Here is a 24,781-nt window from a genome sequence, read left to right on the forward strand (position 1 = left end):
ACATCTCCCTGCTGTTCGTTGCACCATCCGGGGGAAAGCTGGCTCCAGGCAATGCGTGAGCTACTTGTCGCGCCCCGCCGGATCCTTCGTAGTTCCGCCCCTCGGCATCCGCTGATCATAGTAGTCATCCAGTCGTTGCCGGGATTCCGCAACCTCTTCGGAAGAAGCAGAACTGTGGAAAACCCTCTGTTGGATCAGGCTGCTGATTTCTGAGGGCTTGCGTTCGACGTACCCCGCGAACGGATCATCAAACAGCCGGGGATCCGGCGCTCCCAGATCCACGGAATATGCCTCTGACTTGTACGTCCTAGCGATTTTCCCTTTGTCGTCGAAGGTGTTGACGACCATACGCAGCGGATAACACCCCAGCTCCGGTGCCAGGGACAACTCAGTGCTTCTCCGGGCATCTGCGAACTCGTAGATCGCAACTCGCTGGCCTGCCACACTGGAGAACCCGGCGAATGCCGCACGCTCAACACCTTTGTTGGTGGAGCACTTCTCATCGAATCGCGGGAGGATCGAAGACTGCTGAACCTCCTCGTCGCTCATCACAAAGGTAGAAACCGACAGAACCTCGGGATGCCCATGCACCATCTTCCTCTCCGCCGGCAGCACGAGTTTGATGTTTCGGATCATGCCTCGGCCACGAGTGCTGAGGTGATCAGTAACGTCCTCACGAGTACTTCCGTCGCTTCGCTGGGCGAAAGTCCTGTTCTGCTTGATGCTCTTGCCGGTCTTCGCGCCAGTAGAGACGACGGTCACGTTGACGGTGAATTCCGCACGCCCTTGCGGAACCTGGCCCATAAGAACGGATGCAGACGAGCCGGAAAGCGCGATGGCTGCGCAGAAAAGAATCGAGCTGGATAGCTTGTCGATCATGCCTGTCCCCCACACAAAGAGCTGAGGCAGTCTCAAGGGTAAAAATGGCTTGAGGACGAGTCCACCAATGGAGACCGCGGAGCAGCCAACTTACGATTGACCTCTTCCCGGCCGCCCGAAATCTCCAGCGGCCGGTGAGCTCATTATCCGCTCGCCACTTTTTGGGGTCAATCCAAATCGCTATCGCTATTCATATAAATGAAGATCGGTAACATGCGAACACCGTCAGGAAACAGGCGCTGTCCCCAAAGCGGTTTCACGGGATCCATCAGGAGGAGGAAAGGGCCCGCGGGGCAATGCCGAGGGCCCTTCAACCAGCTACGGGTGCCATCCGTTAGGAACATCATCGGTCCGCGCAATACATTGAGGGACGCCGGCCTTCAATCGCCGATCGTGAATCTCTTGATGTATTCGTGGAAGTAACTGTGTCCGCTATTCACAGCCAGCGCCACCCCCAGTTGCTCGCGCGTAATGGTCATGTCCGCCGCACTTTTCGGAAATGGCAAGCTCGCTCGAAAGCCATCCACGTGTACAAATGCATATTCCTTCACGAACGACGCGCCGTACCAGAGTTCGTACTCCGTGGCCCGTGCATCCTTGTCCGGAAACTGCTTGGCCCATTCTTCCGCGAACGGCCTCAGCTCTCCTTCTCCAGGGCGCTGCGTTTCACGCAGCGTAATGTTCAGATCCGGTTTGAACGTCCAGATCGAACGATGATCGTTCCAAAGCCAATCCGCTTCGGAAGAGTGTGTCACCAATTGAATGAGTTGGTCGTATTCCATGGGGAATCCTTCCAAATCATACCTCTTAAAACACTCTGCCCAACCGGAAAAACATTCGGCGATCGCCGCGATCTCCAATTCCGGCTCCAAAATACACAACACCAAATGTCGTCTCGCCCAGCAATCCAAATGATCCGCTGTAGCGCGGCATCGCCCCCACGGCCGGAGTCCAGGCCTTGCCGCTCTCCAACCCCGCCGTCAAATAGAACCGCCCAAACAGTGACAAGGAGTCGCTCGCCAGCGTCCGCAGTACCCGGGCGCCGCCATAGTAGTAATGGTTGCCGAGCATCCGCCCCCGGCCCAAGGCATCGATCCGCCCCACCCCACCCAACGCAAATACAGTCGATAACGACTCTTCGTTTACCGTCGAGCCACCCGCGAAATTCGTCAGCAGCGAGTAGTTCTTATTAAAAGGCCGGGCGTAGCCGAAAGTGATGTCGGCCATCGGATACGTCCGATCGACCCCGGGATGATCCATCACCCAGGCGCCCTGCACCGAGGCCCGCACCCCGCGCCGCGGCACCATCGGACTGTCCTGTCCCTCATACACCCACTTCACGTGGAAATCGGTGGAACGGCCCTTCAGCGGATCGAACGAGTTGACACCCTTGCTGACGGCCAGCCGGTCGTGGCTCAGCAGATAGCCCGCCCGCAGCTCCTGGAACCGGCCGAAAGCATAACCGACATCCACCGCTCCACCCGTCTGGCGCGTGGTGAAGTCAGACACCTGCTGGTCGCCCTGGTACAGCGGCAAGCTGTCCTCCAGATAGAACAGGCGCGGCGCGACAAACCACTTGCCACCGGCAATGCGGTAGTAATACTCCGTCGTCGCCCGGTTGAACTGGCCGATGCTCAAATCCGACCGCCACTCCGACGCCGGCCCGCCCAGATCCAGCACCGTGAACCTTCCGCCAATGCCGAAACGGAACCCCTCCTGCCGCGACGCATCCAACAGAAACGCCACTTTCAGGAACGGTGGCCCGTAATCCTTCTCATGGACACTCACCCGGATCCCCGGCAGGTCGCCGCGATGGACAAACGAGTAGTTCGCCGTATCGAACCGTCCCATGCCCGTGATCTTCGTCAGTTCGTTCTCCAGCTTGCCGCGGTCCAGAGTCTCGTTCGGATTCGCGGCAATGGCATCGATCAGCGCTTCGGTTCGTTTCGGAGCGATGTCTCCATCGACTTCCACAAAAGCCGGCTTCAACTCATCGCTGCGGCGCTTCGCCTGGCGCTGCCGCTTGTAGGCGTCATACTCTTCGGGACTCAGGCTCAACTTCTCCAGCATCGCCTTCTTCGCCGCCGCCGCCGCATAACCGCGCGCTTCGAGTTCTTTCCACTTCAGGTAGTCATTGGTCCCCATGCCGCTCAGGTCGGGCATCAGGACCGTATCAGCCATGCCCAGGCTGCGCCGTTCGTTCGCCGTGATCATGACGCTGATACTGCGCGCCGCCACACCCAACAGTGACCGGAATTGCGCCTCTTCGGGCGGCTTGTCCAGAGCCACCGCGATGACGATATCGGCGCCCATCTTCTTCACGACGTCGACCGGAATGTTGTTCAGCAGGCCGCCGTCCACCAGCGTCAGGTCGCCCATCCGCACAGGGGCAAACAAACCCGGCAGCGACATCGAGGCACGCAAAGCGTCAAACAGCGGTCCTTTTTCAAAGACCACTTCCCGTCCCTTTTTCAAATCGGTGGCAACGCACCGGAAGGGGGTCGGAAGGTCGTCGAACTTGGCCAGGTCGCCATAGGGCGCCGCAAACCGGCTGATCACCAGGCCGACGCCCTGGCCGCCCGAGAGACCGGAGGGCAGCCGCAGTCCGCCTTTCAAGCCAAATTCGATAGCCGAAGGGTACTCCCGCTGATCTTCTTTACGCCGGTAGGCCATCTGGCGAAAAGCGATGGTCGGCGCGAGCACACCGGCCCAGTCGATACCGTCTACATACTTCTCAATCTCGGCCGGAGAATAGGCGGTGGCATACAGTGCGCCCACCAGGCTGCCCATGCTCGTTCCAGCCACGTAGTCGACGGGAATCCGATTCTCCTCCAGCCACTTCAGGACTCCGATGTGGGTCAGGCCGAAGGCGCTGCCACCCGACAGGGCCAGTCCGATTTTGGGCCGCTTTGGCTTCTGTGCATCCGCTGCCTCCTGCGCTGGAATCAGCCGGCATGCCAGCAGGCAGAGGATGACGAGGCGCGAGGCAATTCTCATGAGGTTCGTAACCCCATGCTACCCTGTAACTCCATGCATGTTGAAATGGAGAGAGCCATGGTTGCCTCTCGCCGACAGTGGGCTCCGGATTCCTGGAGTGGTCTATCCGCCCTCCAGCAGCCCGACTACCCCGATCGCCCCGTGCTCCAGCACGCCCTTTCCGAACTCTCCAAGCTTCCGCCGCTGGTCACCAGCTGGGAAGTCGTAGCGTTGAAGGAGCAGCTCGCACGCGCGGCCGCCGGCCAGTGTTTTGTCCTCCAGGGCGGCGATTGCGCCGAGCGTTTCGCCGATTGTTCTTCCCAGCGCATCGCCAATCAGTTGAAAATCCTGATCCAGATGAGCCTGGTCCTGGTGCAGGGCGCGCGCAAACCGGTGGTCCGCATCGGACGGTTCGCCGGTCAGTACGCCAAGCCCCGCTCCGCCGACTACGAGGATGTCCAGGGCGTCCGCCTACCCTCTTACCGCGGCGACCTCATCAATCGGCCCGAGCCCACGCTGGAAGCCCGCACCCCGGACCCCAACCTCCTTCTGCGCGGCTACGAGCGCGCCGCCCTGACCCTCAACTTCATCCGGGCACTGGTCAAAGGCGGTTTTGCCGACCTGCACCACCCCGAATACTGGGATCTCGACTGGACCCAGCATTCCCCGCAAGCCGAGGTGTATCACAACCTTCTGCGGTCCATCACCGACAGCCTGCGCTTCATGGAGAACATCCTCGGCTCACCGGCCGGCGGGAGCGATCGCATCGACTTCTACACTTCGCACGAAGCCCTCCATCTCGGTTACGAGCAGGCCCAGACCCGCCAGGTGCCCCACCGCACCGGCTGGTACAACCTGTCGACCCACTTCCCCTGGATCGGGATCCGGACCATCGCGCCCGACGGCGCCCATGTCGAGTACATGCGCGGCATCGACAACCCCATCGGCATGAAGGTCGGACAGGCTACACCGCCCGACATGTTGTTGAAGCTGATGGACATCCTCGATCCGGACAACGAGCCTGGACGGTTAACGCTCATTCACCGCTTCGGCGCCGAGAAGATCGCCGCCGGGCTGCCGCCCCTGTTGGAGGCCGTGCGGGCCGCGGGCCGGCGTGTGCTGTGGATCTGCGATCCGATGCATGGCAATACGAAATCGACCAGCAACGGCTACAAAACGCGAGACTTCGGTGAGATCGAGAGCGAACTCAGCCAGGCCTTCGAGATCCACGAGCGCAACGGTTCCCACCTCGGCGGCGTGCATATTGAACTGACCGGCGAAAACGTGACCGAATGCACCGGCGGAGCCCGCGGCCTGAACGAGGACGACCTGCACCGGGCGTACGAAACCGAGGTGGATCCGCGGTTGAACTACGAGCAGTCCCTGGAGCTCGCGCTGCTGGTGGCCGGCAAACTCAGGGCAGAATCGCGATAATCCGCACCGGTCCGCCGCTGCCGCCTTTCACCTTCACCGGCAACGCGATGACCATCGAGCCCTGGGCGGGCAGCCGCTCGAGCTGGGCGACGTTCTCCAGTCCGTAGATGTTGGCCGTATTCAGTACGCGATGGGTCGGAAAATCCTGCGTCTTGCCGTAGTCCAGGCTGGCCGTATCGATGCCGACCCCGCTAACCTGCCGCTCCACAAATACCTTGGCGGCGTCGGGGCCAATGCCCGGGAAGCTCAGGTGCGACGCGTCGCCGGGCTTGTCGTCGCCCAGGTACGCTTTGCGGTTCGGCCAGAACCGGCCCCAACCCGTACGAATCAGCACGATATCGCCGGCCTTCAGCGGGCCGCTCTTCTTCTCATATGCCGCGATATCTGCTGGAGATAGAAGGTAGTTGCGGTTCTTCGCGCACTGGGCCGAGATGTCGATCACCTTGGCCGGACCCACCAGGCGAGACACCGGGATCTCGTCCGCCGCCATCTTGTTCTCCCCAAAATGGATGGGACTGTCCAGATGCGTGCCGCCATGTTCACTGGTGGTGAACGTGGCCGAGGAGTACCACTTCCCGTCGGCTCGTTTGCCCCACACGTCCTTGTGCCACTCGAAGGGTTTGGCCGTCGGCCAGTAGATCGTCTTGTCGTCGAACGAATAACTCATATCGACAAATCGCGATGCGTCGATATGCCCTCCCTGCCCCCAGGCAGTCGCGCACAGCCAGATCAGTGCCAGTAGTTTCATCCCGCTATGATACGGGCAACTCAAAAGGAATACGACTGGAAGAAGTAGATATACACAGGGGCTACTCCGGGGGTGGCTTTGCGGATGAACTCGCCTTTGAGGAACACCCCGCAGCCGGCGCCGAACAGCAGGGGCTTGACAGGCCGCCAAGTGGCAAAAAAATCCACATCCTCGCCGATGTGGCGTCCGGCCGTGCCGTCGGGCGAGCGGGCGATCTGCCGGCCGGGACCGTTGTACAGTCCGTCGCGGACCTGGGCGAGCCAGTAGTCGTCGAACATCGCGTTCAACGTCACCTTCGGGCTGACCCGCCACACCGCCAAAGCCCTCAGATCATGGATGTTCCGCCACCCAAACAAATCCTGGTGGCCGAACTTATCATGGTTCGCGGCGTACATCTGGTCGAAGGTGGAATGGCGGGTGGGGTCCTCAGGGTGGGCTGTGCCCGAGGCGTACTTATACTCGACCGAAGCGTCCACCTTGCCGAAAGTCCTGGAGAACACCGAGGACCACGCCGCGGCTCGATGAGTGGCCTGCCCCATGTGGCCGCCTTGCACCACACCTTCGATCGCGTACTTCCAGCCGGCCGCAACCGGGCCGGTCCAGCGCGAGCCGAACGAATTCACGCCGAGCGTGCCCTGCCCCGTGAATCCTCCTGCCGCATCCTGGTCGTGGCGCAGAATGTACACCTCGGCACGGTGGCCGCGGCCCAGTTCCGGCAGCACATTGTAAGTACCCCATACTCTATCGGACAGGTTCATCCGATTGAATTCGCCCGGCCGGACGCGGGGTGCGGACACCATCAGGAACTCGATGCGAGCCTGGCCGCCCTGCCACCAGACACGGGTGTGGTCGAAGGTGCGGGCGACATTGCTCCAGTCGGGCACCCCAATCAGGCGGCTATCGCCCAGATTGAACATCCGGCGGCCGGCGCTGAGGCCGAAACCGCGCTTGGCATCGCCGCGCAGTTCGAGGTAAGCCTCCTGGAGATCGGCCGGATCGCGTACGCTATTGGGTGCATTGGTTCCGTACAGCGGCGCGCGCGCATCCTGCATTTTGGCCGCAAATTTGAGCCAACGGGCGGGCTTCCAGGCCAGGCCGACGCGGGTGCGGAGGAAGTCGGCGCTGCGGTCGGGATCGACGCCGAAGCTCTGGCCTTCGCGGTGTTCCAGGCGGCTGCGCACCTCAAAGGACAGGGAAAGACTTCCACCGGTGGCTTGGCCGAGTTCTTGATTCAGGAGGTCGCCGGCAGCCCACCATTGCGCGCCGAGGAATCCCTGGCTGAAACAGGCGGCCGCCGCGAACGGCCCTAGCCAGCGGCGGATCTGCATCTGCGGAACATATCACAGGCGGGCGGGTTAGTGCCGGCGCCAGGCGATGACCCGGAATTGCGGCACAGTATTAATGACCATTTTGCCTTCCAGAAGAAACTCGAAATACGGTACGGGTTCGTCCTGTTTTAGGCCCAATGTGCTGCGGAGGGTACGGATCCACATCTCGTTCGTCACAAATTCGCCGCCGGCTTCCGTCGCCTGGACATCGGTGCCGGAGATCAGAAGGACGCTGCCATTGCCCTTGGGATTCGGGAGGTAGGCCACGCGGCAGTAACTGAGCGTACTCCACCGGCCGCGATAGTCCACTTGTTCGCCGGCCTTAGGCGCAACGTTCAGAAAATAGGCGAGTTTGGGTGACTCCTCGAAAATCGTGCGGAAGTTCAGCTTTTCCTCGAACAGACCCACCCAGGGATTGGCGCGGCGGCTGCCCATCAGGATGGTGTTGTGGGTGGAAACCTGTGGCATGGACACGTCGCGGGCCAGCACGACATCCAGCCCGAGCCCGATCGAGGCGCCGACCAGGCCCATGCGCACCGCAAGGGCGGCATCGGCGATGCCGGTGAAGCGGCGGTAGGCCACATTTAAGGTGAGGGCGCGCAGGGCCGGGTCCTCAATGGCTTTCGTCGCCATCCGTTCGAAGGCCTTGCTTTCATACTCCTGCACGGAGATCTGGTGTTTGATCTGATCCTGGAGCACGAGGATATTGCCGTCGGCGAGGACGAGATAAGTGTGCAGGCCATTCGAGAACATCTGCTGCCAGAACCTGTCGACCAGCGGTTTGTTGCCCAGCCCAAGCTGTGCACGGTGGCGTAGTTCGTAGTTCTGGAAGGCAAGCAGCCCGCAGGCCGCGGCGAGGACCAAGGCCAAGCCGGCCAGGAGGTAAGTGCGGCGCGAGTGGCGGCCGAGCAACTCCGCGGGGTCCTGCTCGGCGTCAGCCAATCGCGGGTGAAAGACGATGGAGTAAGAACCCTTTGGCAGTTCAAGCCCGAGGACCTCGTCCTTGCCCTCTTCCGCGAAATACTGGTGAATCTTCTTGCGGAGTTGAGAGATCTGAACCCTTACGAGGGTGTCCTGGCTGGTGTCGTAGGCCGGCGGCCGGCCGAATACGGACACTCCGATCTCTTGCTCGCGAATGACGTGATTCGGATCACGCAGAGAGCGTTCTCCCACAAACAGTAGGAGTTCCCGGCAACGATTCGATTTCTGGAAGGCCAAGCTGGCTGCGATGCGATGCAGTAACGCCCACCGCTCGTCGTGTAACGGGAGCGAGACAACCGGGCGAGGGTGCGGATCGGAAGCCATGCTGGGCAGAGGGGTGCGCCGAGGCGTTAACCCCGTCGCAACTCTGGTGGAAGTATATCATTTCAGATGCTTATAGCAAGCGAACTCAGGCGTCCCGTGAGGGCTGCAGACGGCTGGGCCACATCGACTGGAAGCCGCGGGAGAAGCGCCATTTCACAGAGAATTCGCCGAGAATACACTTGTTCCCCTGAGAGCATTCTGACAAGTCTGTACTAGTTAGTCTTATGCTGCAGGGTGAAGTGGGTCAAAACGCCAATCTGAGGGGTCCGCGCGGCGTGGCGCTCCTGAGTCTCAACACTCCCTGTTTCTGGATTGACTGTTTCTCCGAGTTTCGCCTCGAAGTAGTAAGGAAACGTTCTCCAGCGCCTGGTTCCCACCCTTCCGCCGAACCAAGGCCTCGTTCTTAGGAGTTCAATTTATGCACCAATTCCGCACCGGTCTAGCGCGCGCCCTTCCGCTAGTCCTACTTCTGATATCCGCTCTCCTGCCGCTGAGCGCACAGGACCCCCGCGGTACTATCCTGGGCCGTGTCGTTGACGGCACGGGCGCTGTCGTTCCCAACGCCGAAGTCAGGGCTACGAATGACAACACCGGTGTTGCCGTTTCGGGCAAGACGAACAATTCCGGCAACTATGTGCTGCCCTACCTGATCACGGGCAACTACACCATCACCTGCGAGCTCACCGGTTTCAAGAAATTCCTGCGGCAGGGTGTGCAGGTTCGCATCAACGACAGCGTCGAGGTCGACATCGATCTCCAGGTCGGCGCGACGTCCGAGACCATTGAGGTCAAGGACACCACTCCGCTGTTGTCGACGGCCGAAGCATCGCTCGGCCAGGTAATTGACGAACGCCGGGTACTGGAACTGCCTCAGTTCGCGGGCAATGCGATGGACCTGGTCCACCTCGCCCCGGGTACCGTGAACGGCACCAACATGCGCCTGCGCAAAGCGGGCTTCAACAGCGCCCCCTCCACGTTCTCTACGGACGGCGGCGGCAACAACCAGAACGAATTCTCGATCGACGGCGTCTCCAATACTTATAGCGACGGCACGGCGCCCCGTGTGGCGTTCTCACCGCCGCAGACCGCCATCGCGGAATTCAAGGTGCAGACGGCGGCCTTTGACGCCTCGCTGGGCCACACGATGGGCAGCACGGTAAACGTGTCCACGAAGTCGGGCACGAACACGCTGCACGGCGAAGCTCACGAATGGTTCCGTCACTCGGCCCTGGACGCTCCAACGATCTTCCAGAACCGTTCCCGCCAGAAGATTTCCATCTATCAGGACAATCGCTATGGCGCTTCAGCCGGCGCTCCCGTGTATATCCCGAAGTTGTACGACGGCAAGAACCGCACCTTCTGGTTCTTTGCGTACGAAGCCAACAAGTTCGGCAATCCGGATTCCGGCGGCAACATCACCTCGACTGTGCCGACCGCCAAGATGCACGAAGGCGACCTGTCCGAGTATCTGAAGCTCGGCGCCGCCTACCAGGTGTACGATCCGCGTTCGACTTCGCTGCAGAATGGCCGCTATGTCCGCACCGCGGTCCCCGACAACATCATTCCGAAGAGCCAACTCGACGCGGTTGGATTGAACTTCATCAATCTGTACCCGCTGCCCAATCAGGCAGGCACCTCCGACTACCGCAACAACTTCTACCGGTCGGGCAAGGCCTTGGAAGATTACTGGGTTTGGATCGGTCGTCTCGACCACGCTTTCAGCGAGAATCACCGTGTATTCCTGCGCCTGCACCGCGACTATTGGGAAGAGGACAAGAACCGCAACTTCAGCAACGATGTGAACGGCGTCATCCTGAACCGGAACAATAAGGGCATCGCGTTTGACGACGTGTATGTCTTCAGCCCCAGCTTCCTGTTGAATTTCCGTTACGGCCTGACATACCAGGACTTCCCGGAACGCCGCAGTTCGCAGGGTTACGATCTCGGCTCGCTGGGCCTGTCCTCCAATTTGATCAGCCAGTTGCCGGACAAGAAGATCGCGCCGATTCCGAACATTCAGGTCGGTTCGTTCAGCCAGCTTTCGCAGTGGGAGTCGCAGGATGGACTCACCGCTTCCACCACCAACTCCTTCGTGGGCAACTTCACGAAGATGAAGGGCAACCACACCATCCGCTTCGGCCCGGAATTCCGCGTCTATCGCGAGAGCCGCAACCGCTACGGCGCCGGGTTGTCTCCTCAGTACGTCTACAACGCCACTTACACCAAGGCGACGGACACCTCTGGCGATCCGACCCTGGGCGGCCAGGTTGCCTCGATGCTGTACGGCATTCCGGCCGGCAGCATGGTGACGACTGCTTCCTATGTGGAACAGGACAAGTACTTCGCGCTGTATCTCCAGGACGATTGGAAGTTGTCGCGCAAGCTGACCATCAATCTGGGCCTGCGCTATGAGTATGAGTCGCCGATGACGGAGCGTTTCGACCGTTCCGCCATCCATTACGACGGCAAGACGCCCAACCCGCTGAACGATGCGGCGAAGGCAAACTACGCCAAGAATCCCATCGCCGAATTGCCCGCCTCGCAGTTCGCGGCGATTGGCGGCCTGACCTTTGCGGGCGTAGGCAACAATCCGCGCACGTTCTGGGAGCCCGAGAAGCTGAACTTCCAGCCGCGCATCGGCTTCGCCTATCAGTACAGACCGAAGACCATCATCCGCGGCGGCTACGGTGTCTACACGGCGTCCATCGGCGTGAACTACAGCAACACCAACCAGACCGGGTTCTCGATCTCGACGCCCATCCAGGCCTCGCTCGACAATGGTCTGACCTATCTGGCCACGAACGCGAATCCGTTCCCGAATGGCCTGATCAAGCCGGCTGGCGCCGCCAATGGTTTGCTGACGAACATCGGCCAACAGGTTCAGTTCTTCAGCGACCGCCGCAGCCACCCGTATTCGCAGCGCTGGAGCTTAGGCATTCAGCAGGAATTGCCCCAGAGGTTCATGATTGAAGCGGCTTACGTCGGCAACCGCAATACGCGGCTCGGCGTCACCCGCGAACTCAGCTACACCCCGGCACAGTACCTCAGCACGTCGCCTGTTCGCGATCAGGCGACGATCAACTATCTGGGCGCGAACTTCCCCAACCCTTACAACGGGCTGAATTCGATATACGGCGCCAACATGACCCGCGCGAACCTGCTGCGCAACTACAACCAGTTCAGCAGCGTTCAGATCCTGGGCGATCCGTCCGGCTATTCCTGGTATCACTCGCTGCAGTCGCGCATCGAGCGCCGCTTCGCCAATGCCTGGACCGTACAGGCGTCCTACACCTGGTCGAAGGCCATGGAAGCCACTGAGTTCATGAATTCGCAGGACCCGATGCCCTACGAGAGCCTGGCCAGTCTGGATCGTACCCATCGCCTCACCGGCTCCGGCATCTGGGAGATCCCCTTTGGCCGCGGCCGTCACTTCGCCTCCGGCATGCACAAAGCTGTCGACTTCGTGGCCGGCGGCTGGCAACTGGGCGGCATCTACCAGCACCAGAGCGGCGCGCCTCTGGGCTTCGGCAATCGCATCTTCAACGGCGACGTGAAGAATCTGGTTCTCCCCGAGGATCAACGCAGCGTCGACCATTGGTTCACTCCGGCCAAGACCGCGGGTTTCGAGACCGTCGGCACCGCTCAGCTCGCCTCCAACCTGCGCCGTCTCTCGCTTCGGTTCAGCTCGGCCCGCGGCCCCAACCAGGACCGCTGGGACTTCTCGCTGATCAAGAACTTCCGCATCAGTGAGCGCTGGAACACCCAGTTCCGCGCCGAAACGTTCAACGCCCTGAACCATCCGAACCTCTACGATCCCAACACGGATCCGACCAGCGGTTCGTATGGCAGCATCACCGGCCAGGACACACCCCGGTCCTGGCAGATGTCGCTGAAGCTGACTTTCTAATCGACAGTCCGGCTGTTCAAGGTGCCCCTGGTCCGGCAAATCCCGCCGGACCGGGGGTTTTCCATTTTGGTCCCCGATTGCCCTTGTCACCACCGCCCGAAAGTTGCATCGTCATAGCGGAGGGTCCTCTGTTATGTCGACACCGGCTTTCGAATCGATTCTCTGCCCCGTCGATTTCAGCGATTGTTCGGCGAATGCACTGCGTTGGGCGGCCTGGCTGGCCGGCTCACTGGGGAAACCGCTGCGCCTGCTGCATGCTGTCCATATCGATATGCCGGCCTACATCTCCACGATGCAGAAACAGGAGATTCTCGATCAATGGGGGCAGGTGCGCGCCCAGGCCGAGACGCATCTGAAGGATTGGTCGGCCGGAAACCTGCCCGCGGGGGTGGAAGTCCATTATGAAGTCAGCGACGCCCCGCCGGTGGAAGCCATCATCGCCTCGGCGCACCGCGACAATTCGTGTATCGTGATGGGCACGCATGGCCGGACGGGTTGGCGGCAGGTGTGGATGGGTTCGGTCACCACGCGCACGATCGAGCAGGCGAAAGTACCCATACTGGCGATTCCGCCCGATAAGTCTGTATGCTGAAGAGGATATATGCCTGAATGGCTGGTGCCGGTTCTGTTCGTGGCGGGCTACTTCGCTGTGATGAAGTTTGTCCTGCCGAAGCTGGGTGTACCCACTTGAATGTCGGCATCCTGCGACGTCGGGTCCCGGCGTCCCTCACACAAGACAGGTCAGGATTCGGGCACGCCGCCCGCGACGGCCGAGGCGAAGGGAAAGAGCTAGCGATTGTCTGGCTACCCTAGGGCAGGGCGACCAGTACACTGAAGGCGCCTCGTAACTCTCCCGTCTTATAGCCCGTGGCCTTGTCCCTGGGGTAGTGCGCGTCCAGTGCGGCCTTCACTTCAGGCGTGATTTGACTCGCCGGTCCGTGGCAACCCAGGCAGACCGCCTGCATGGCGATGGGTTTCATGACTCGCAGGAACCGGCGGCCATTTTCCGTCACGGTCTCTTCCACCGGGGCCGCCACCTGACCGGCCTCCATCTGCTTCGCCCATGCCTTGAGGTTCAGGGTTTCCCACTCATCCGGCTGGTCTTTCAAGTTACGGTATTTGAGGCTCACCCGGCGCAACTCCAGCCCGCGTTCGCGGGAGAACTCCTCCGTCACGAGCTGTGCGTTCTCGGCGCAGGACTTCACTGCCCCGGCGTAGCCACCTTGTTTCATCTCTTCACCCAACAATTGCTGCAGCACACGGCCAAGATCATTGATGGCCGACGTGGCGCGCTGCCGCGGCGTGGGTTCCTGCGCCCACACCGCGACAGCCAGGAGGAGAAATGCCGCCAGCGCCTTCATGGGGGTTAGTCCGTGGTATCGGGCTTGGGCGTTTGCGGCGTGGAAGCCGGCAGTTTCGGTTTGGCGATGAGCGAAGCCGGTACTTCGCCAGTCAGCGATTTCAGCCAGGTGACAATCGCGCTGACATCCGCCGGGGCCAGTTTGCTGCCCAATTGGAACTCGGCCATGCGGTTGACGGCCTCGTCGAGGGACTTCACTGAGCCATCGTGATAGTAAGGAGCCGTACGGTCGATGTTGCGCAGGGACGGCACCTTGAAGTAGAACTTCTCGCCGGCGTTCTTCGAAACCTTCGAGCGACCTTCATCCTTCAACCCGGGGTAGGGATGAGCGGCGCCGAGCTTCTGGTAGGAGGAACCGCCCAGCAGGGTGCCCGAGTGGCAGCCCGCACAGCCGGCATCGAGGAATTTGGCCAGGCCAGCCTGCTCCTGCTCGGAGAGGGCCGTCTTATCCCCAGCCAGGAACTTGTCCCAACGGGAGGGAGTGACCAGTTTGCGTTCGAAGGCGCCGATGGCCTTGGCCATGTTGTCGTAGGTCACCGGGTCCTTCTGGCCGGGAAAGGCCTTGGCGAACAGGGCCGTATATTCGGGCATCGACTTCAGCGTCTTCACCACGGTCTGCTCGTCGGGCATGGCCATTTCGACGGGATTCAGCACCGGGCCTTTGGCCTGGGCCTCCACGTCGGCTGCGCGGCCGTCCCAAAACTGCGCCATATGGAGCGCCGCATTGAAGACGGTGGGCGAGTTGCGGTCGCCGCGCTGGCCCTTATGCCCTTCCGAAGTCGGCTGGTTGTCGACGCCGAACTTGTCCAGCATGTGGCAGGAGTTGCACGAGAACTTCTGGCTTTTCGAGAGGCGGTTCTCGAAATAGAGCATCCGGCCCAGCTCGAGCTTTGCCTGGCTGGGTGGATTGGTTGCTGAATCCATAGCCGCCGGTAGAGGTTTGAACACCTTCAGCTTATAGGCGGGCACCTCTGCCGCGAGGGCGCAGACACCTGCTAACCCAATCGAAATCAATACTTTAGTATACATTATGACAGCTCCCTGCACAGAATCTATCACGACTGCCGGCCAGTGGGAACCTTGGGGCCGGGACAGAAATGACCCACCCTTCGATCTTGTCGTTTTCCTCCACATTCCGTCAACTTTCGAACGCATCTTGTCAAACTGAACGCCGTTCAGTATGCTGGAACCGGAACGGTTTACAGGTATATGGGCACTGCAGAACGACGGGCCAGGGAGAAAGACGAGCTTCGCCGCAGGATACTGGAAGCGGCGACGGCGCTTTTTCTGGAGCAAGGCTATGAAAGCGTATCGATGCGCAAGATCGCCGATCGCATAGAGTACGCACCTTCGACTATCTATCTGTATTTCAAGGACAAAGTCGAACTGGTCTCGAGCATCTGCTTTGAGACGTTCTCTGAGCTGGACCGGCGCCTGGAGTCGATTATCAGCCTGGGCCTGCCGCCCCTGGAAACCCTCCGCCGCAGCCTGATCGACTATATCTACTTCGGCCTGGAGCACCCCAGCCACTACACCTTCGTCTTTTGTACACCCCCGTCAGTATTCAAAGACATGGGTCCTGAGCAGCATGGCGATGTGAATGGCATGGCCATGGCTACTTTTGACCGGATGAGGGTGGGCATCAAGGCCTGCATGGAAGACGGCTCCATCCGGGAAGATGACGTGGAGACGACCGCGCAGTCGGCCTGGCTCTTCGTGCATGGCGTCACCACCGGACTGGTCATCGATTGCGGCTTCCCGTTCGTTGACCGGACGATGCTGATTGAGTCCTCGGTCGACCGCCTGATCCGCGGACTTAATTAACAAGTATTCTATTGACTCGTGAGAACTATGGCCGTATAGTGAACAGTGTTCAGTAACAGAAACGACGTTACTTGGCGGACACTGTTATGGTCACTCTAGCCTGGAAGAATCTCATTCACGACAAGGTCCGGCTTGTTGTCACGCTGGTCGGCATTGTCTTTGCGCTGGTCCTGATCCTGGTCCAGTTCGGGCTATTCCTCAGCTTCATGGACACCAGCGCCAACATTGTTGAGCGCAGCGGGGCCAGCCTGTGGATCTCGGCTCCCGAGCTGCCCTATGTCAACGGGGCCTCACCCATCCAGGAATCGAAGCGCTGGAAGGCGATGGAAGTACCTGGGGTGGAGCGTGTCGATCGCTACATCCTGGCCTGGGTGCCCTGGAAACTGCCTTCGGGCGCGATTGAGAACGTCCAGATCACGGGTTTCTCGCTGGAGAGCAAGCTGGGTGGTCCGTGGAACCTGACGGCCGGATCGGTGGAGGACCTGCGCGGCGAGGACACGGTGATCGTGGACGAGCTGTACAAGGAGAAGCTCGGCGTCACGCACCTGGGGCAGACGGTGGAGATCAGCAACCACCGGGCGCGCATTGTCGGGTTCACTCGGGGGATTCGCAGCTTCACGACGGCTCCGTTTGTATTCTGCTCCTTCAAGAATGCCCAGAACTATGCGGGCGGTGTTGTGAAGGAGAACGAGACGATGTTCCTGCTGGTGCGGGCCGCGGCTGGAGTGGATCTCGAGCAGCTCAAGACGGCGATGAAGGCCAAGCTCGGCAATTTCGATGTCTTGACCAACGCCGAGATGCACAAGCGGACGCAGATCTACTGGGTGTTCCAGACCGGCGCCGGCATTACCACGCTGCTGGGGGCGGTGCTGGGGCTGATCGTCGGCATCGTCGTGGTGGCGCAGACGATCTATGCGGCGACCGTCGACCACATCCGCGAGTTTGGCACCTTGAAGGCCATGGGGGCGACCAACTCGCGCATTTACCAGGTGATCCTGGCGCAGGCGGCCATGAGCGGCCTGTTCGGCTATGTTTTGGCGATGGCGATTGCCGCGCCCATCTCTCACTCCAGTCAGAATGGCAACGCGCCGATTGCGCTGCCGCCTGAGGTTGCCGCGGGCACATTGGCGCTGGCCATTGCCATGTGCGCGGGTGCGTCCATCATCTCGATCCGCAAGGCAACGCGGATTGATCCAGCCATGGTCTTCAGGGGCTGAAAGGGTCCAACAATGATCGAAATCAGGAACGTAGTCAAAACCTACGGTAGCGGGAGTGCGGCCGTACACGCCCTGAACGGGGTCGACCTGGACGTCAGCGCGGGTGAAGTGTTGATGTTGATGGGGCCTTCGGGCAGCGGCAAGACGACGCTGTTGTCCATCATGGGCTGCATTCTGCAGGCGACATCGGGCAGCGTCAAGATCGCCGGTCAGGAGATTGTCGGCCTGGCCGAAAAGAAGCTGCCCAAGGTGCGGCTGGACCACTTCGGATTCATCTTCCAGGGGTTCAATCTGTTCCCTGCCCTGACGGCGCGGGAGAACGTCGAACTCACCTTGAAGCTCAAGGGCCTCTCCGGTTCCGCTGGACGCAAGCGGGCCGAGCACCTGTTGGAGCAAGTAGGCCTGGCCGACAAATTCAAGTCGTACCCGGCGGACCTGAGCGGCGGCCAGAAGCAGCGCATTGCGATCGCACGGGCGCTGGCCGGGGATCCGCCGATCATCCTGGCCGATGAACCGACGGCGGCGCTGGATTCGCATTCCGGGCTGACCGTGATGGAGATTCTCACCAGCCTGGCGCGTGAACGGGATCGCGCCGTAGTGGTGGTGACACACGACAGCCGCGTGCTGCATTACGCAGACCGCATTGTTCACATCGCCGACGGCAGGATTGCTGGTTCGGAAGAAGAAGACAAGGAGGAGGCCGCATGAGGAAGACATTGAGTATCGTGACAATCCTGTTGGCGGGCGCCGCGCTGGCATTGACGCTCAGCAGCCGGCGGCAGGTGCAGGCAGCTCCGGCGAATGTGCCGGCCGCGGGTGCGAAACAAGGGAGCTTCATCTCCGCGGCGGGACGGGTGGAGCCGGCCGGCGAAGAGATCAAAGTCGGCAGCGAGCTGGACGGCAAGCTGGCGCGGGTTCTGGTGGAAGAGGGCGACAGCGTGAAGCGCGGCCAGGTGCTGGCGGTGCTGACGAACGGCGATTACCAGGCTCGGGTGGAGTTGGCGAAGGCCACGGTGGGAGAGCGGCGCGCGACGCTGGACCGGCTGAGGAATGGGGCTCGCGACGAAGAGAAGCGCGAGAGCGAAGCGCAGTTGCGGGAAGCGATGGCGCAGATGCAGACGGCGTTGTCGGAGCGGGACCGCCGCCAGACGCTGCTGGATCGCGGCGCGATCTCGCGCAGTGAGTACGATCTGACGGCACGCGACTACGAGACCGCGCGGGCGCGGGTGGATGCGGCGCGTGAGCGGCTGGCGGTGGTCCGGCAACAGACCCGTGTCGAGGATATCCGGCGGGCGGAGGCGGAACTGGCGCAGTCCGAGGCGAACGTGGCGGAGTCGCAGGCGCTGCTGGAGAAGACGTATGTGCGTTCGCCGATCGATGGCCGCGTACTGCGGCGGTACCGCAAAAGCGGTGAAAGCGTCTCGGGCAAGGGCGATACGCCCATTGTGTCGCTGGGCGACCTGGACCGGTTGCGGGTGCGGGTGGATGTCGATGAGGTGGATGTCGCGAAGCTGCGGATTGGGCAGGGCGCGTGGGTGACGGCCGATGCGTATGAGGGCCGGAAATTCACGGGCAAGGTGGTGCGGATCGGGCAGGCGCTGGGCCGTAAGAACGTGCGCACCGACGAACCGAGCGAGCGTGTGGATACGAAGATCCTGGAGACGCTGGTGGAACTGGATGCGGGCCAGCAGTTGCCGGTAGGGCTGCGTGTCGATGCTTTTCTGGAGGTCCAGAAGTGAAACGGTTTCTATGGGCGCTGCTGCTGACGGCGCCGGTTTGGGCTGAACGAATGACGCTGGAACAGGCGCTGGCCACGGCCGAGAAAACGAGTCCGGAAGTACAGGAAGCGCGGCTGCGCGCACTGGAAGGCGAGGCACAGGCACTGGCGCAGAAAGCGGCTCTGCTGCCGCAACTGGGCGTGAATGTGGGCATGAGCTACCAGACGACGAACCTGCAGGGCATCGGCGTCATTGCGCCGGGATTCCCGTCCAGGGTCGGTCCTTACCGTGTGTTTGACGCGCGGCCGAGACTGACGCAGCAGGTGCTGGACCTATCGCTGCTGGCACAGTATCGTGCGGCGAAGGCGCGCGCCGGACAGGCAAAGTTTGATGCCGAGACGACGGCGGAGCGGACGCGGCTGGCGGTGATCCAGATCTACCTGCAGACGTTGGCGGCGGATTCGCGGGCACGGGCGGCGGAGTCGCGAGTGGAGACAGCCAAAGCTGTGTTGGGGCAGGTGGGTGATGCGGAGAAAGCCGGGACTTCGAGCAAGCTGGACGTAGCGCGGGCGACGCAGCGGATCGAGTCCGAACAGGCGACGCTGATTCTGGCGCGGCGTGATCGGGACTCGCTCCTGACCACGCTGAAGAAGACGATCGGCGTGCCGCAGAGCACGGAGGCGGAAGTGGTGGAGTTCACGCCGAATGCGGCCGAGCCCGGCGCCGGAACGCGTCCGGAATCACTGTCGCTGGATGCGAAGCGCAAGGTGCTGGAGGAAGAGAAGCGCCAGGCCGAGAAGCAGCGCTACCCGAAGATCGGCGCATTTGGCGACTACGGCGTGCTGGGCCAGGATCCATCGAACGCGGTCAGCACGTATGCGGTGGGTGTGACGGTGGCGGTGCCGGTCTGGACGAGCGGCCGGATCGAGAACGAGATCAAGGCGGCGCGGCTGCGGCTGCAGCAACTGGAGCAGCAGAGACGGGCGCTGGACCTGGCGATTGATCAGGAATCGGCGCAGGCGCGGGTGGAACGGGATGCGGCGCGGCTGGCACTGGACTCGGCGTCGAAGGCGACGGCGGCGGCACGGGAGTCGCTGGAACTGGCGCGGCTGCGCTATGGCGCGGGCCTGACGACGAATCTCGACGTGATTACGGCGCAGGGCAACCTGGCGCAGACGGAAGAGGAAGAGATCCGCACACGGTATGAAGGGCTGCTGGCCGCGGCGAACCTGGCCCGCGCCCGTGGAGATGTGATGTCCTTTGTACGGACGCGCTGAAAAGCCTGCATTAAACTAAGTAGATGGAACTCCCCATCTACCAGGTTGACGCTTTCTCGAGCGGCGTATTTTCGGGCAATCCGGCAGCAGTCTGCCCGCTCGCAGCCTGGCTACCGGCTGAGACGATGCAGTCCATCGCGGCGGAGAACAACCTGGCCGAGACTGCGTTCTTTGTGAAGACGGGCGACCGCTACCACCTGCGCTGGTTCACCCCGGCCGTGGAAGTGGATCTGTGCGGACACGCCACACTGGCTTCAGCGTATGTGATCTTCCGGTTCCTGGATCCATCGATCGACGTGGTGCGGTTCGACACGTTGAGCGGAGAACTGGTGGTGACGAAAGAAGGCGAGCGGTTGTCGATGGACTTCCCTGCCCGGCCTCCCGAGGCGGTCCGGCCCTGCCCTGGATTGGTGCAGGCGCTGGGCGGGTCGCCCAAGCAAGTGCTGGCCTCGCGTGACTACATGGTGGTCTACGAGACCGAGGAAGAGGTCCACGCCCTCACGCCCGACATGGCCGGGCTGTGTTCAATCGACCGCTTTGCCGTCATTGCGACGGCTCCGTCGTCGACCGCGGGCGTGGACTTCGTGTCACGCTTCTTTGCTCCTTCTCAGGGTGTACCGGAGGATCCGGTCACTGGCTCGGCGCACTGCACGCTGATTCCGTACTGGGCGCAACGGCTAGGCAGGACGGAACTGGTGGCTCGGCAAGTGTCAAAGAGAGGCGGGACGCTGTTTTGCGCGCTGCGCGGCGAACGGGTGGGCATCGCCGGAGAGGCGGCGCTGTATCTTCGCGGCAGCATAGAGTTTTGAGCAGCACGGCCACGTTGGCCGGGGTGGGTTCGCCTTCCAGGTTGATCACGCGCCGGCCCAGGTTGCCGGACAAGGCAGCCTGATCAGCGATGGGCAGGATCACGGATTGCCCCTCGTCAAGTCCGTGTGCCCCGGTGCGGCCCATGCCGAACTCGCTGGCTTTGCGCTGAAAGGTCACCGCGGTGGGGCCCATCACCAGTTGACGGTCGAGGAGCCGGTGCAGGGCTCCATGGCTGGCAAAGGCGAAGGGCGAGATGTTGGGTCGGAGCAGCGTCAGGGTGGAGAGGATCGGCTCGATACAAGATACGGTTGCGGCCGCCGCCACGTGCGCGCCTGCTCCGTATCCGGCCAGATGGATCCGGACGCGAGGCAACGCGAGGCGGATATACTGCAGCAGCAGTGCCAGGCTGCGGGCGGCCGGGGCGATGCCCTGCTCCCAGCGGGCGACGCCCACCGGCATCCAGAGCAGCTCCTCAGCAAGCCTGGGGATCATGTCCTCCGGAGTGTTTAAATCCGCGGCAACCAGCATCAGGTCCGGGATCTTATAACGCTGGATCTCCGCCAGCAGCGGATCTCGTTCGGCGGCGTCGGGCATCCGCCCGCTCGCATTCAAGGTCATGGGGTAAAAGTTCACGTAAAAGCTCCTTCGCGCAGAAGTGTCCGCGACCGGAAAAAGCCTTTTCGAAGGGAATCCCGCCAAGTCATTGATTCCAGGCGTACGATTTATTTTGAAATCGTGAACCGCATAAGTTCTCATCGGCGGGACGGGGCGAAAACGCGGCGGCTTGGGAGATTGTGCCCCGTCCCGGTGATGAGAACGTTCGATGAACTCAAACCGCGGGCTCAGGGCTTGGCGATATGGGTTTTGCTTGGTTCGCCAGTTGGTTTGGCTGTCCGGGCTTGGTGTTCCGGCTCCACGAAGATGGCTCCGCGAACTCTTCGCGTAACGCCGGCCGATGGCAATGCCGGCTGACGCCTTCCGTTCGGTCGCAATGGGAGTTGACGGCTTCCTTCTGGCGGGAGTTGAGTGGTTCCGAACACACTCCAAGTTGCAGCCCAATGCCGGGTCGCTTCCAGACCTGTGGGCGAAGCCGATGGCCTCATGAGGAGTTCATCTCCCGGCAGCGGTACAGGCGCGGCAGCAACACCTCTACCCTCTGCATTTGACCGGTCTCGCAGACTGGGCAGCGCAGGTAGGGAGCCATGAGATCCGGTCCACTCGGCACATGGATTGCTGGGGCAAGTGGCGCCTCTGGCGGCCGTGCCCCGGGCAGTAGTCGGCGGCAATGGGCCAGGTTGGCCTGTTTCTGCCGGCTCGCCAGCAGACCATAGTGACGGATCCGCTGAAAGCCCGGCGGAATGGTATGCAGCAGGAAACGCCGGATGAATTCACCCGCCTCCAGCGTCATGGTGCGGTGCCGGTCTTTGTTCTTGGCGCGGTAGTTCTTATAGCGGAACTTCACCTGCTCGCCGTCCATGCCGAGGAGTCGGTTATTGGAAATGGCCACGCGATGGGTGTAGCGGCCGAGATAGTCGAGCACCTGGGCGGGACCGCCAAAAGGCGGCTTGGCGTAAACGACCCATTCGCGTTTTGACAGCCGTGCCAGCAATGGACACAGATCGCCGGCTTGCTGCAGTTGGCCTTTGTCGAAAGCGCGGCGAAGGGCATCAAGAACCAGGCGCCGGAAGAGGCGCGACAACACACGGACGCTAAGAAAGAAACCCGGACGGCAGCTGATCCAGCGCTCACCGTCCGGGCTGAGGCCGCCGCCGGTGACAACGCAGTGGACGTGCGGGTGCAGCAGCAGGTTCTGTCCCCAGGTGTGGAGGATCGAGAAGAAGCCGATGCGGGCGCCGAGATGGCGGGGATCGGCCGCGATGGTCAGCAAGGCCTGCGCACTGGCCTGAAACAGGATGCCGTAGACGACGGCCTTATTGCGCAAGGCCAGCGCGTTGAATTGGTCCGGGATGGTGAAGACGACGTGGAAGTAGGGGACTGGCAACAGTTCGGCCCGCCTGTGCTCCAGCCACCGGTTGCGCTCCAGATTCTGGCACTTCGGGCAGTGGCGGTTGCGGCAGGAATTGTAGCTGATGCGTTGATGCTGGCAGTGGCTGCAGCGCTCCACATGGCCGCCGAGAGCGGCAGTGCGGCAGGTTTCGACCGCCTGCATCAGCCGGAGTTGCTGAACGGGCAGACGCTGCCGGGCGCGAAACCGTTCGCCATGGCGGCGGAAGATGCTGGCCACCTCAAGGGTTGGCCTCGGCAAGACTTTAGCCGGGCAACTGCACTGTCTGATTCTTCGGCGGACGGCCGCGCTTTCTCTTGGGCGGCGCCTCGGCGGGCAGGCTGTCCAGAGGGCTCACGATGCGAGCCACGGTCTGCGGGGAGATCGTGATGTAGCGTGCGGTGGTGTCGATTCGGGTGTGGCCGAGCAACACTTGAATGGCGCGCGTATCGGAGCCGTTTTCCAGCAGATGAGTGGCAAAGCTGTGCCGCAGCAGGTGGGGTGTCACGTGTTTGGTGAGCCCCGCCATTTGAGCCGCCTGGCGGCACACCTGCTGCACGCTGGCCGGCTGGAGATGCGTGCCCGCCTTGGTGCCGGGGAACAGCCAGTCGACCGGGTGCTGGAGTTTCCAGTAGGCGCGCAGCAAGCTGAGGAGGCGGGCGCTGAGGACGGTGAAGCGGTCCTTGCCGCCCTTACCCTGCTCGACGTGGATGAGCATGCGGCCCGAGTCGATATGGGCGGCCTTGAGCGAGACGGCTTCGGAGATGCGGAGCCCGGCGCCGTAGCAGAGCATCAGCACGACACGGTGCTTGAGGATGTGGATGTGGCTGAAGAGCCGGACCACCTCGTCGGCACTGAGTACGGACGGCAGCTTCTGGCCGACTTTCATGCGTCCGAACTGGGCGTTGCTCCAAGGCATTTCCAGGGTAACGGTATAGAGGAACTGGACGGCGGAGAGAAAGCAGTTGATGGATTCGGGTGACAGTTGGCGCTGCTCGATGAGGAACAACTGGTAGTTGCGGATGTCGTCGAGGCCCAGCCTGGCGGGGCTGAGGCCAAAATGATTTGCAAAGTCAGCGACGTAGTGGATATAACTACGCTGGGTTCCGGCGGAAAGGTTCCTCATCTGCATGTCTTCGAGCATGCGTTGGCGCAAGAGGCTCATGGTCGCTCCTTCAATCGACAAAGTGGGTTGCGGATAACAACCAACTTGAGTGTGAGCCTGGAGCCGGTTTCGCCGGGGCCCGATGATCGCAGGGAGTTCGGAAAAGGCCGAGGGGGGATACCGCGTTAGCGGTTTAGTTCACCGCCTGGAGGAGGTGCGTCGAAATGCCCTTGACCTATTTCTCAAGATTGGATTGGGGGCCTGTACACATTGGTGACCGTGCGGTCTGAAGTCAAGCCGGCGGTTCGGCGGAATCCCGGTCTGATCCAGCCATGGGGACGGCATGGCGGCTGGAGCATGGCGATGAGAACGGGAAGAAATGGGTTTGATCCCTCAAAAGTCGTGGAGTGCTTGAGCGAAGGGCTCGCTGGCTTCGAGTGCGTGCTGGATGTTCCTGCCTCTTTCGATGACGAAGACAAAGGGAAGGAATGGGTTTGATCCCTCAATCTCGGTGGATTGCGCATGCCGTTGGCTGATTGGCCCCGGGTGGCAGGCTGGGTGATCTCGATCCGCTGGCCACCAAGAAGAAACCGGGAAGAGATGGGTTTGATCCCTCAACAGTAGTGGATTGCGACAGTCGTGAGCGGCGTTAGACTGCTCCGGCGGGGTGCGGAGATTCAAGAATCAAAGATCAGCTGGAGGCGGGCAAACCGCGGTCTCCAGTGTGAGGAGTGTACCCGCGTGTCCATCATCTGCCGGGCATCCGGTCTGCAAGTGGCACGAAATAAGCGAAATAGAAATTTCCATCGGCGGTGCTTAAGAATTATTAATGCGGAAATTGGGGGAGAAGTGGGGGCGGGACGGCTGGATCTGCGTGGCAGAGAGCTG

The 24,781-nt window shown here is 61.6% G+C and carries 19 protein-coding genes; 9 read left to right on the forward strand and 10 right to left on the reverse strand.

Going from position 1 to position 24,781, the window contains the following annotated elements; translation table 11 throughout:
• Positions 1-60: 60 nt before the first annotated feature.
• The 3 genes from ACR9Y2_RS26660 to ACR9Y2_RS26670 form a co-directional block, all read right to left on the reverse strand.
• A complete protein-coding gene (locus ACR9Y2_RS26660) occupies positions 61-879 on the reverse strand; it encodes a hypothetical protein (RefSeq protein WP_435044784.1) in 819 nt (272 codons plus the stop codon).
• A 380-nt stretch (positions 880-1,259) separates the two neighbouring features.
• Positions 1,260-1,661, reverse strand: a complete 402-nt coding sequence (locus ACR9Y2_RS26665) for a hypothetical protein (RefSeq protein WP_435044785.1) — start codon at positions 1,659-1,661, stop codon at positions 1,260-1,262.
• Between the two features lie 25 nt (positions 1,662-1,686).
• A complete protein-coding gene (locus ACR9Y2_RS26670; protein ID WP_435044786.1) occupies positions 1,687-3,876 on the reverse strand; it encodes a patatin-like phospholipase family protein in 2,190 nt (729 codons plus the stop codon).
• Between the two features lie 57 nt (positions 3,877-3,933).
• Between ACR9Y2_RS26670 and ACR9Y2_RS26675 the strand changes: the two genes are divergently transcribed.
• Entirely contained in the window at positions 3,934-5,289 is a 1,356-nt protein-coding gene (locus tag ACR9Y2_RS26675) for a class II 3-deoxy-7-phosphoheptulonate synthase (RefSeq protein ID WP_435044787.1), read from the forward strand.
• On the opposite strand, the gene ACR9Y2_RS26680 is transcribed toward ACR9Y2_RS26675, so the two are convergent.
• Genes ACR9Y2_RS26680 through ACR9Y2_RS26690 form a run of 3 tightly spaced genes read right to left on the reverse strand, consistent with a single transcriptional unit; the run spans position 5,270 to position 8,481 of the window.
• A complete protein-coding gene (locus tag ACR9Y2_RS26680; protein ID WP_435044788.1) occupies positions 5,270-6,037 on the reverse strand; it encodes a cyclase family protein in 768 nt (255 codons plus the stop codon). The genes ACR9Y2_RS26675 and ACR9Y2_RS26680 overlap by 20 nt on opposite strands.
• 20 nt (positions 6,038-6,057) lie before the next feature.
• Positions 6,058-7,365, reverse strand: a complete 1,308-nt coding sequence (locus ACR9Y2_RS26685; RefSeq protein WP_435044789.1) for an alginate export family protein — start codon at positions 7,363-7,365, stop codon at positions 6,058-6,060.
• 27 nt (positions 7,366-7,392) lie between these two features.
• Positions 7,393-8,481, reverse strand: a complete 1,089-nt coding sequence (locus tag ACR9Y2_RS26690) for a hypothetical protein (RefSeq protein ID WP_435044790.1) — start codon at positions 8,479-8,481, stop codon at positions 7,393-7,395.
• A gap of 607 nt (positions 8,482-9,088) precedes the next feature.
• On the opposite strand from ACR9Y2_RS26690, the gene ACR9Y2_RS26695 reads away from it, so the two are divergent.
• Together ACR9Y2_RS26695 and ACR9Y2_RS26700 are read left to right on the forward strand one after the other, a co-directional pair.
• Positions 9,089-12,577, forward strand: a complete 3,489-nt coding sequence (locus ACR9Y2_RS26695) for a carboxypeptidase regulatory-like domain-containing protein (RefSeq protein ID WP_435044791.1) — start codon at positions 9,089-9,091, stop codon at positions 12,575-12,577.
• Between the two features lie 133 nt (positions 12,578-12,710).
• Positions 12,711-13,169 carry a universal stress protein gene (locus tag ACR9Y2_RS26700; RefSeq protein ID WP_435044792.1) on the forward strand — a complete coding sequence of 153 codons (459 nt, stop codon included), beginning with the start codon at positions 12,711-12,713 and terminating at the stop codon, positions 13,167-13,169.
• A gap of 217 nt (positions 13,170-13,386) precedes the next feature.
• Here ACR9Y2_RS26700 and ACR9Y2_RS26705 read toward each other — a convergent pair whose 3' ends face one another.
• Entirely contained in the window at positions 13,387-13,938 is a 552-nt protein-coding gene (locus tag ACR9Y2_RS26705; RefSeq protein ID WP_435044794.1) for a Tll0287-like domain-containing protein, read from the reverse strand.
• Positions 13,939-13,943: 5 nt separating this feature from the next.
• A complete protein-coding gene (locus tag ACR9Y2_RS26710) occupies positions 13,944-14,966 on the reverse strand; it encodes a cytochrome-c peroxidase (protein WP_435044795.1) in 1,023 nt (340 codons plus the stop codon).
• Between the two features lie 180 nt (positions 14,967-15,146).
• Between ACR9Y2_RS26710 and ACR9Y2_RS26715 the strand changes: the two genes are divergently transcribed.
• From ACR9Y2_RS26715 to ACR9Y2_RS26740, 6 genes are all read left to right on the forward strand, one after another.
• Positions 15,147-15,761, forward strand: coding sequence for a TetR/AcrR family transcriptional regulator (locus tag ACR9Y2_RS26715; protein ID WP_435044796.1), 615 nt, complete (start codon positions 15,147-15,149; stop codon positions 15,759-15,761).
• 86 nt (positions 15,762-15,847) lie between these two features.
• Positions 15,848-16,978, forward strand: a complete 1,131-nt coding sequence (locus ACR9Y2_RS26720) for an ABC transporter permease (protein WP_435044798.1) — start codon at positions 15,848-15,850, stop codon at positions 16,976-16,978.
• A 12-nt stretch (positions 16,979-16,990) separates the two neighbouring features.
• Positions 16,991-17,686 carry an ABC transporter ATP-binding protein gene (locus tag ACR9Y2_RS26725; protein ID WP_435044799.1) on the forward strand — a complete coding sequence of 232 codons (696 nt, stop codon included), beginning with the start codon at positions 16,991-16,993 and terminating at the stop codon, positions 17,684-17,686.
• Positions 17,683-18,717, forward strand: coding sequence for an HlyD family secretion protein (locus ACR9Y2_RS26730; protein ID WP_435044800.1), 1,035 nt, complete (start codon positions 17,683-17,685; stop codon positions 18,715-18,717). Before ACR9Y2_RS26725 ends, ACR9Y2_RS26730 begins: the two co-directional genes overlap by 4 nt.
• Complete coding sequence (locus ACR9Y2_RS26735; protein WP_435044802.1) at positions 18,714-19,973, forward strand: TolC family protein; 1,260 nt, start codon at positions 18,714-18,716, stop codon at positions 19,971-19,973. The genes ACR9Y2_RS26730 and ACR9Y2_RS26735 overlap by 4 nt, the downstream gene beginning before the upstream one ends.
• Before the next feature lie 23 nt (positions 19,974-19,996).
• Positions 19,997-20,782 (forward strand): PhzF family phenazine biosynthesis protein, encoded by a 786-nt coding sequence (locus tag ACR9Y2_RS26740; protein WP_435044804.1) that lies wholly within the window; start codon positions 19,997-19,999, stop codon positions 20,780-20,782.
• A gap of 1,100 nt (positions 20,783-21,882) precedes the next feature.
• Here ACR9Y2_RS26740 and ACR9Y2_RS26745 read toward each other — a convergent pair.
• Together ACR9Y2_RS26745 and ACR9Y2_RS26750 are read right to left on the reverse strand one after the other, a co-directional pair.
• Positions 21,883-23,049, reverse strand: a complete 1,167-nt coding sequence (locus ACR9Y2_RS26745) for an IS91 family transposase (RefSeq protein WP_435039121.1) — start codon at positions 23,047-23,049, stop codon at positions 21,883-21,885.
• 4 nt (positions 23,050-23,053) lie between these two features.
• Entirely contained in the window at positions 23,054-23,953 is a 900-nt protein-coding gene (locus ACR9Y2_RS26750) for a tyrosine-type recombinase/integrase (RefSeq protein WP_435039120.1), read from the reverse strand.
• Positions 23,954-24,781 lie beyond the last annotated feature (828 nt).

Source organism: Paludibaculum fermentans (genome assembly GCF_051172195.1).
Classification (GTDB): Bacteria; Acidobacteriota; Terriglobia; order Bryobacterales; family Bryobacteraceae; genus Paludibaculum; species Paludibaculum fermentans_A.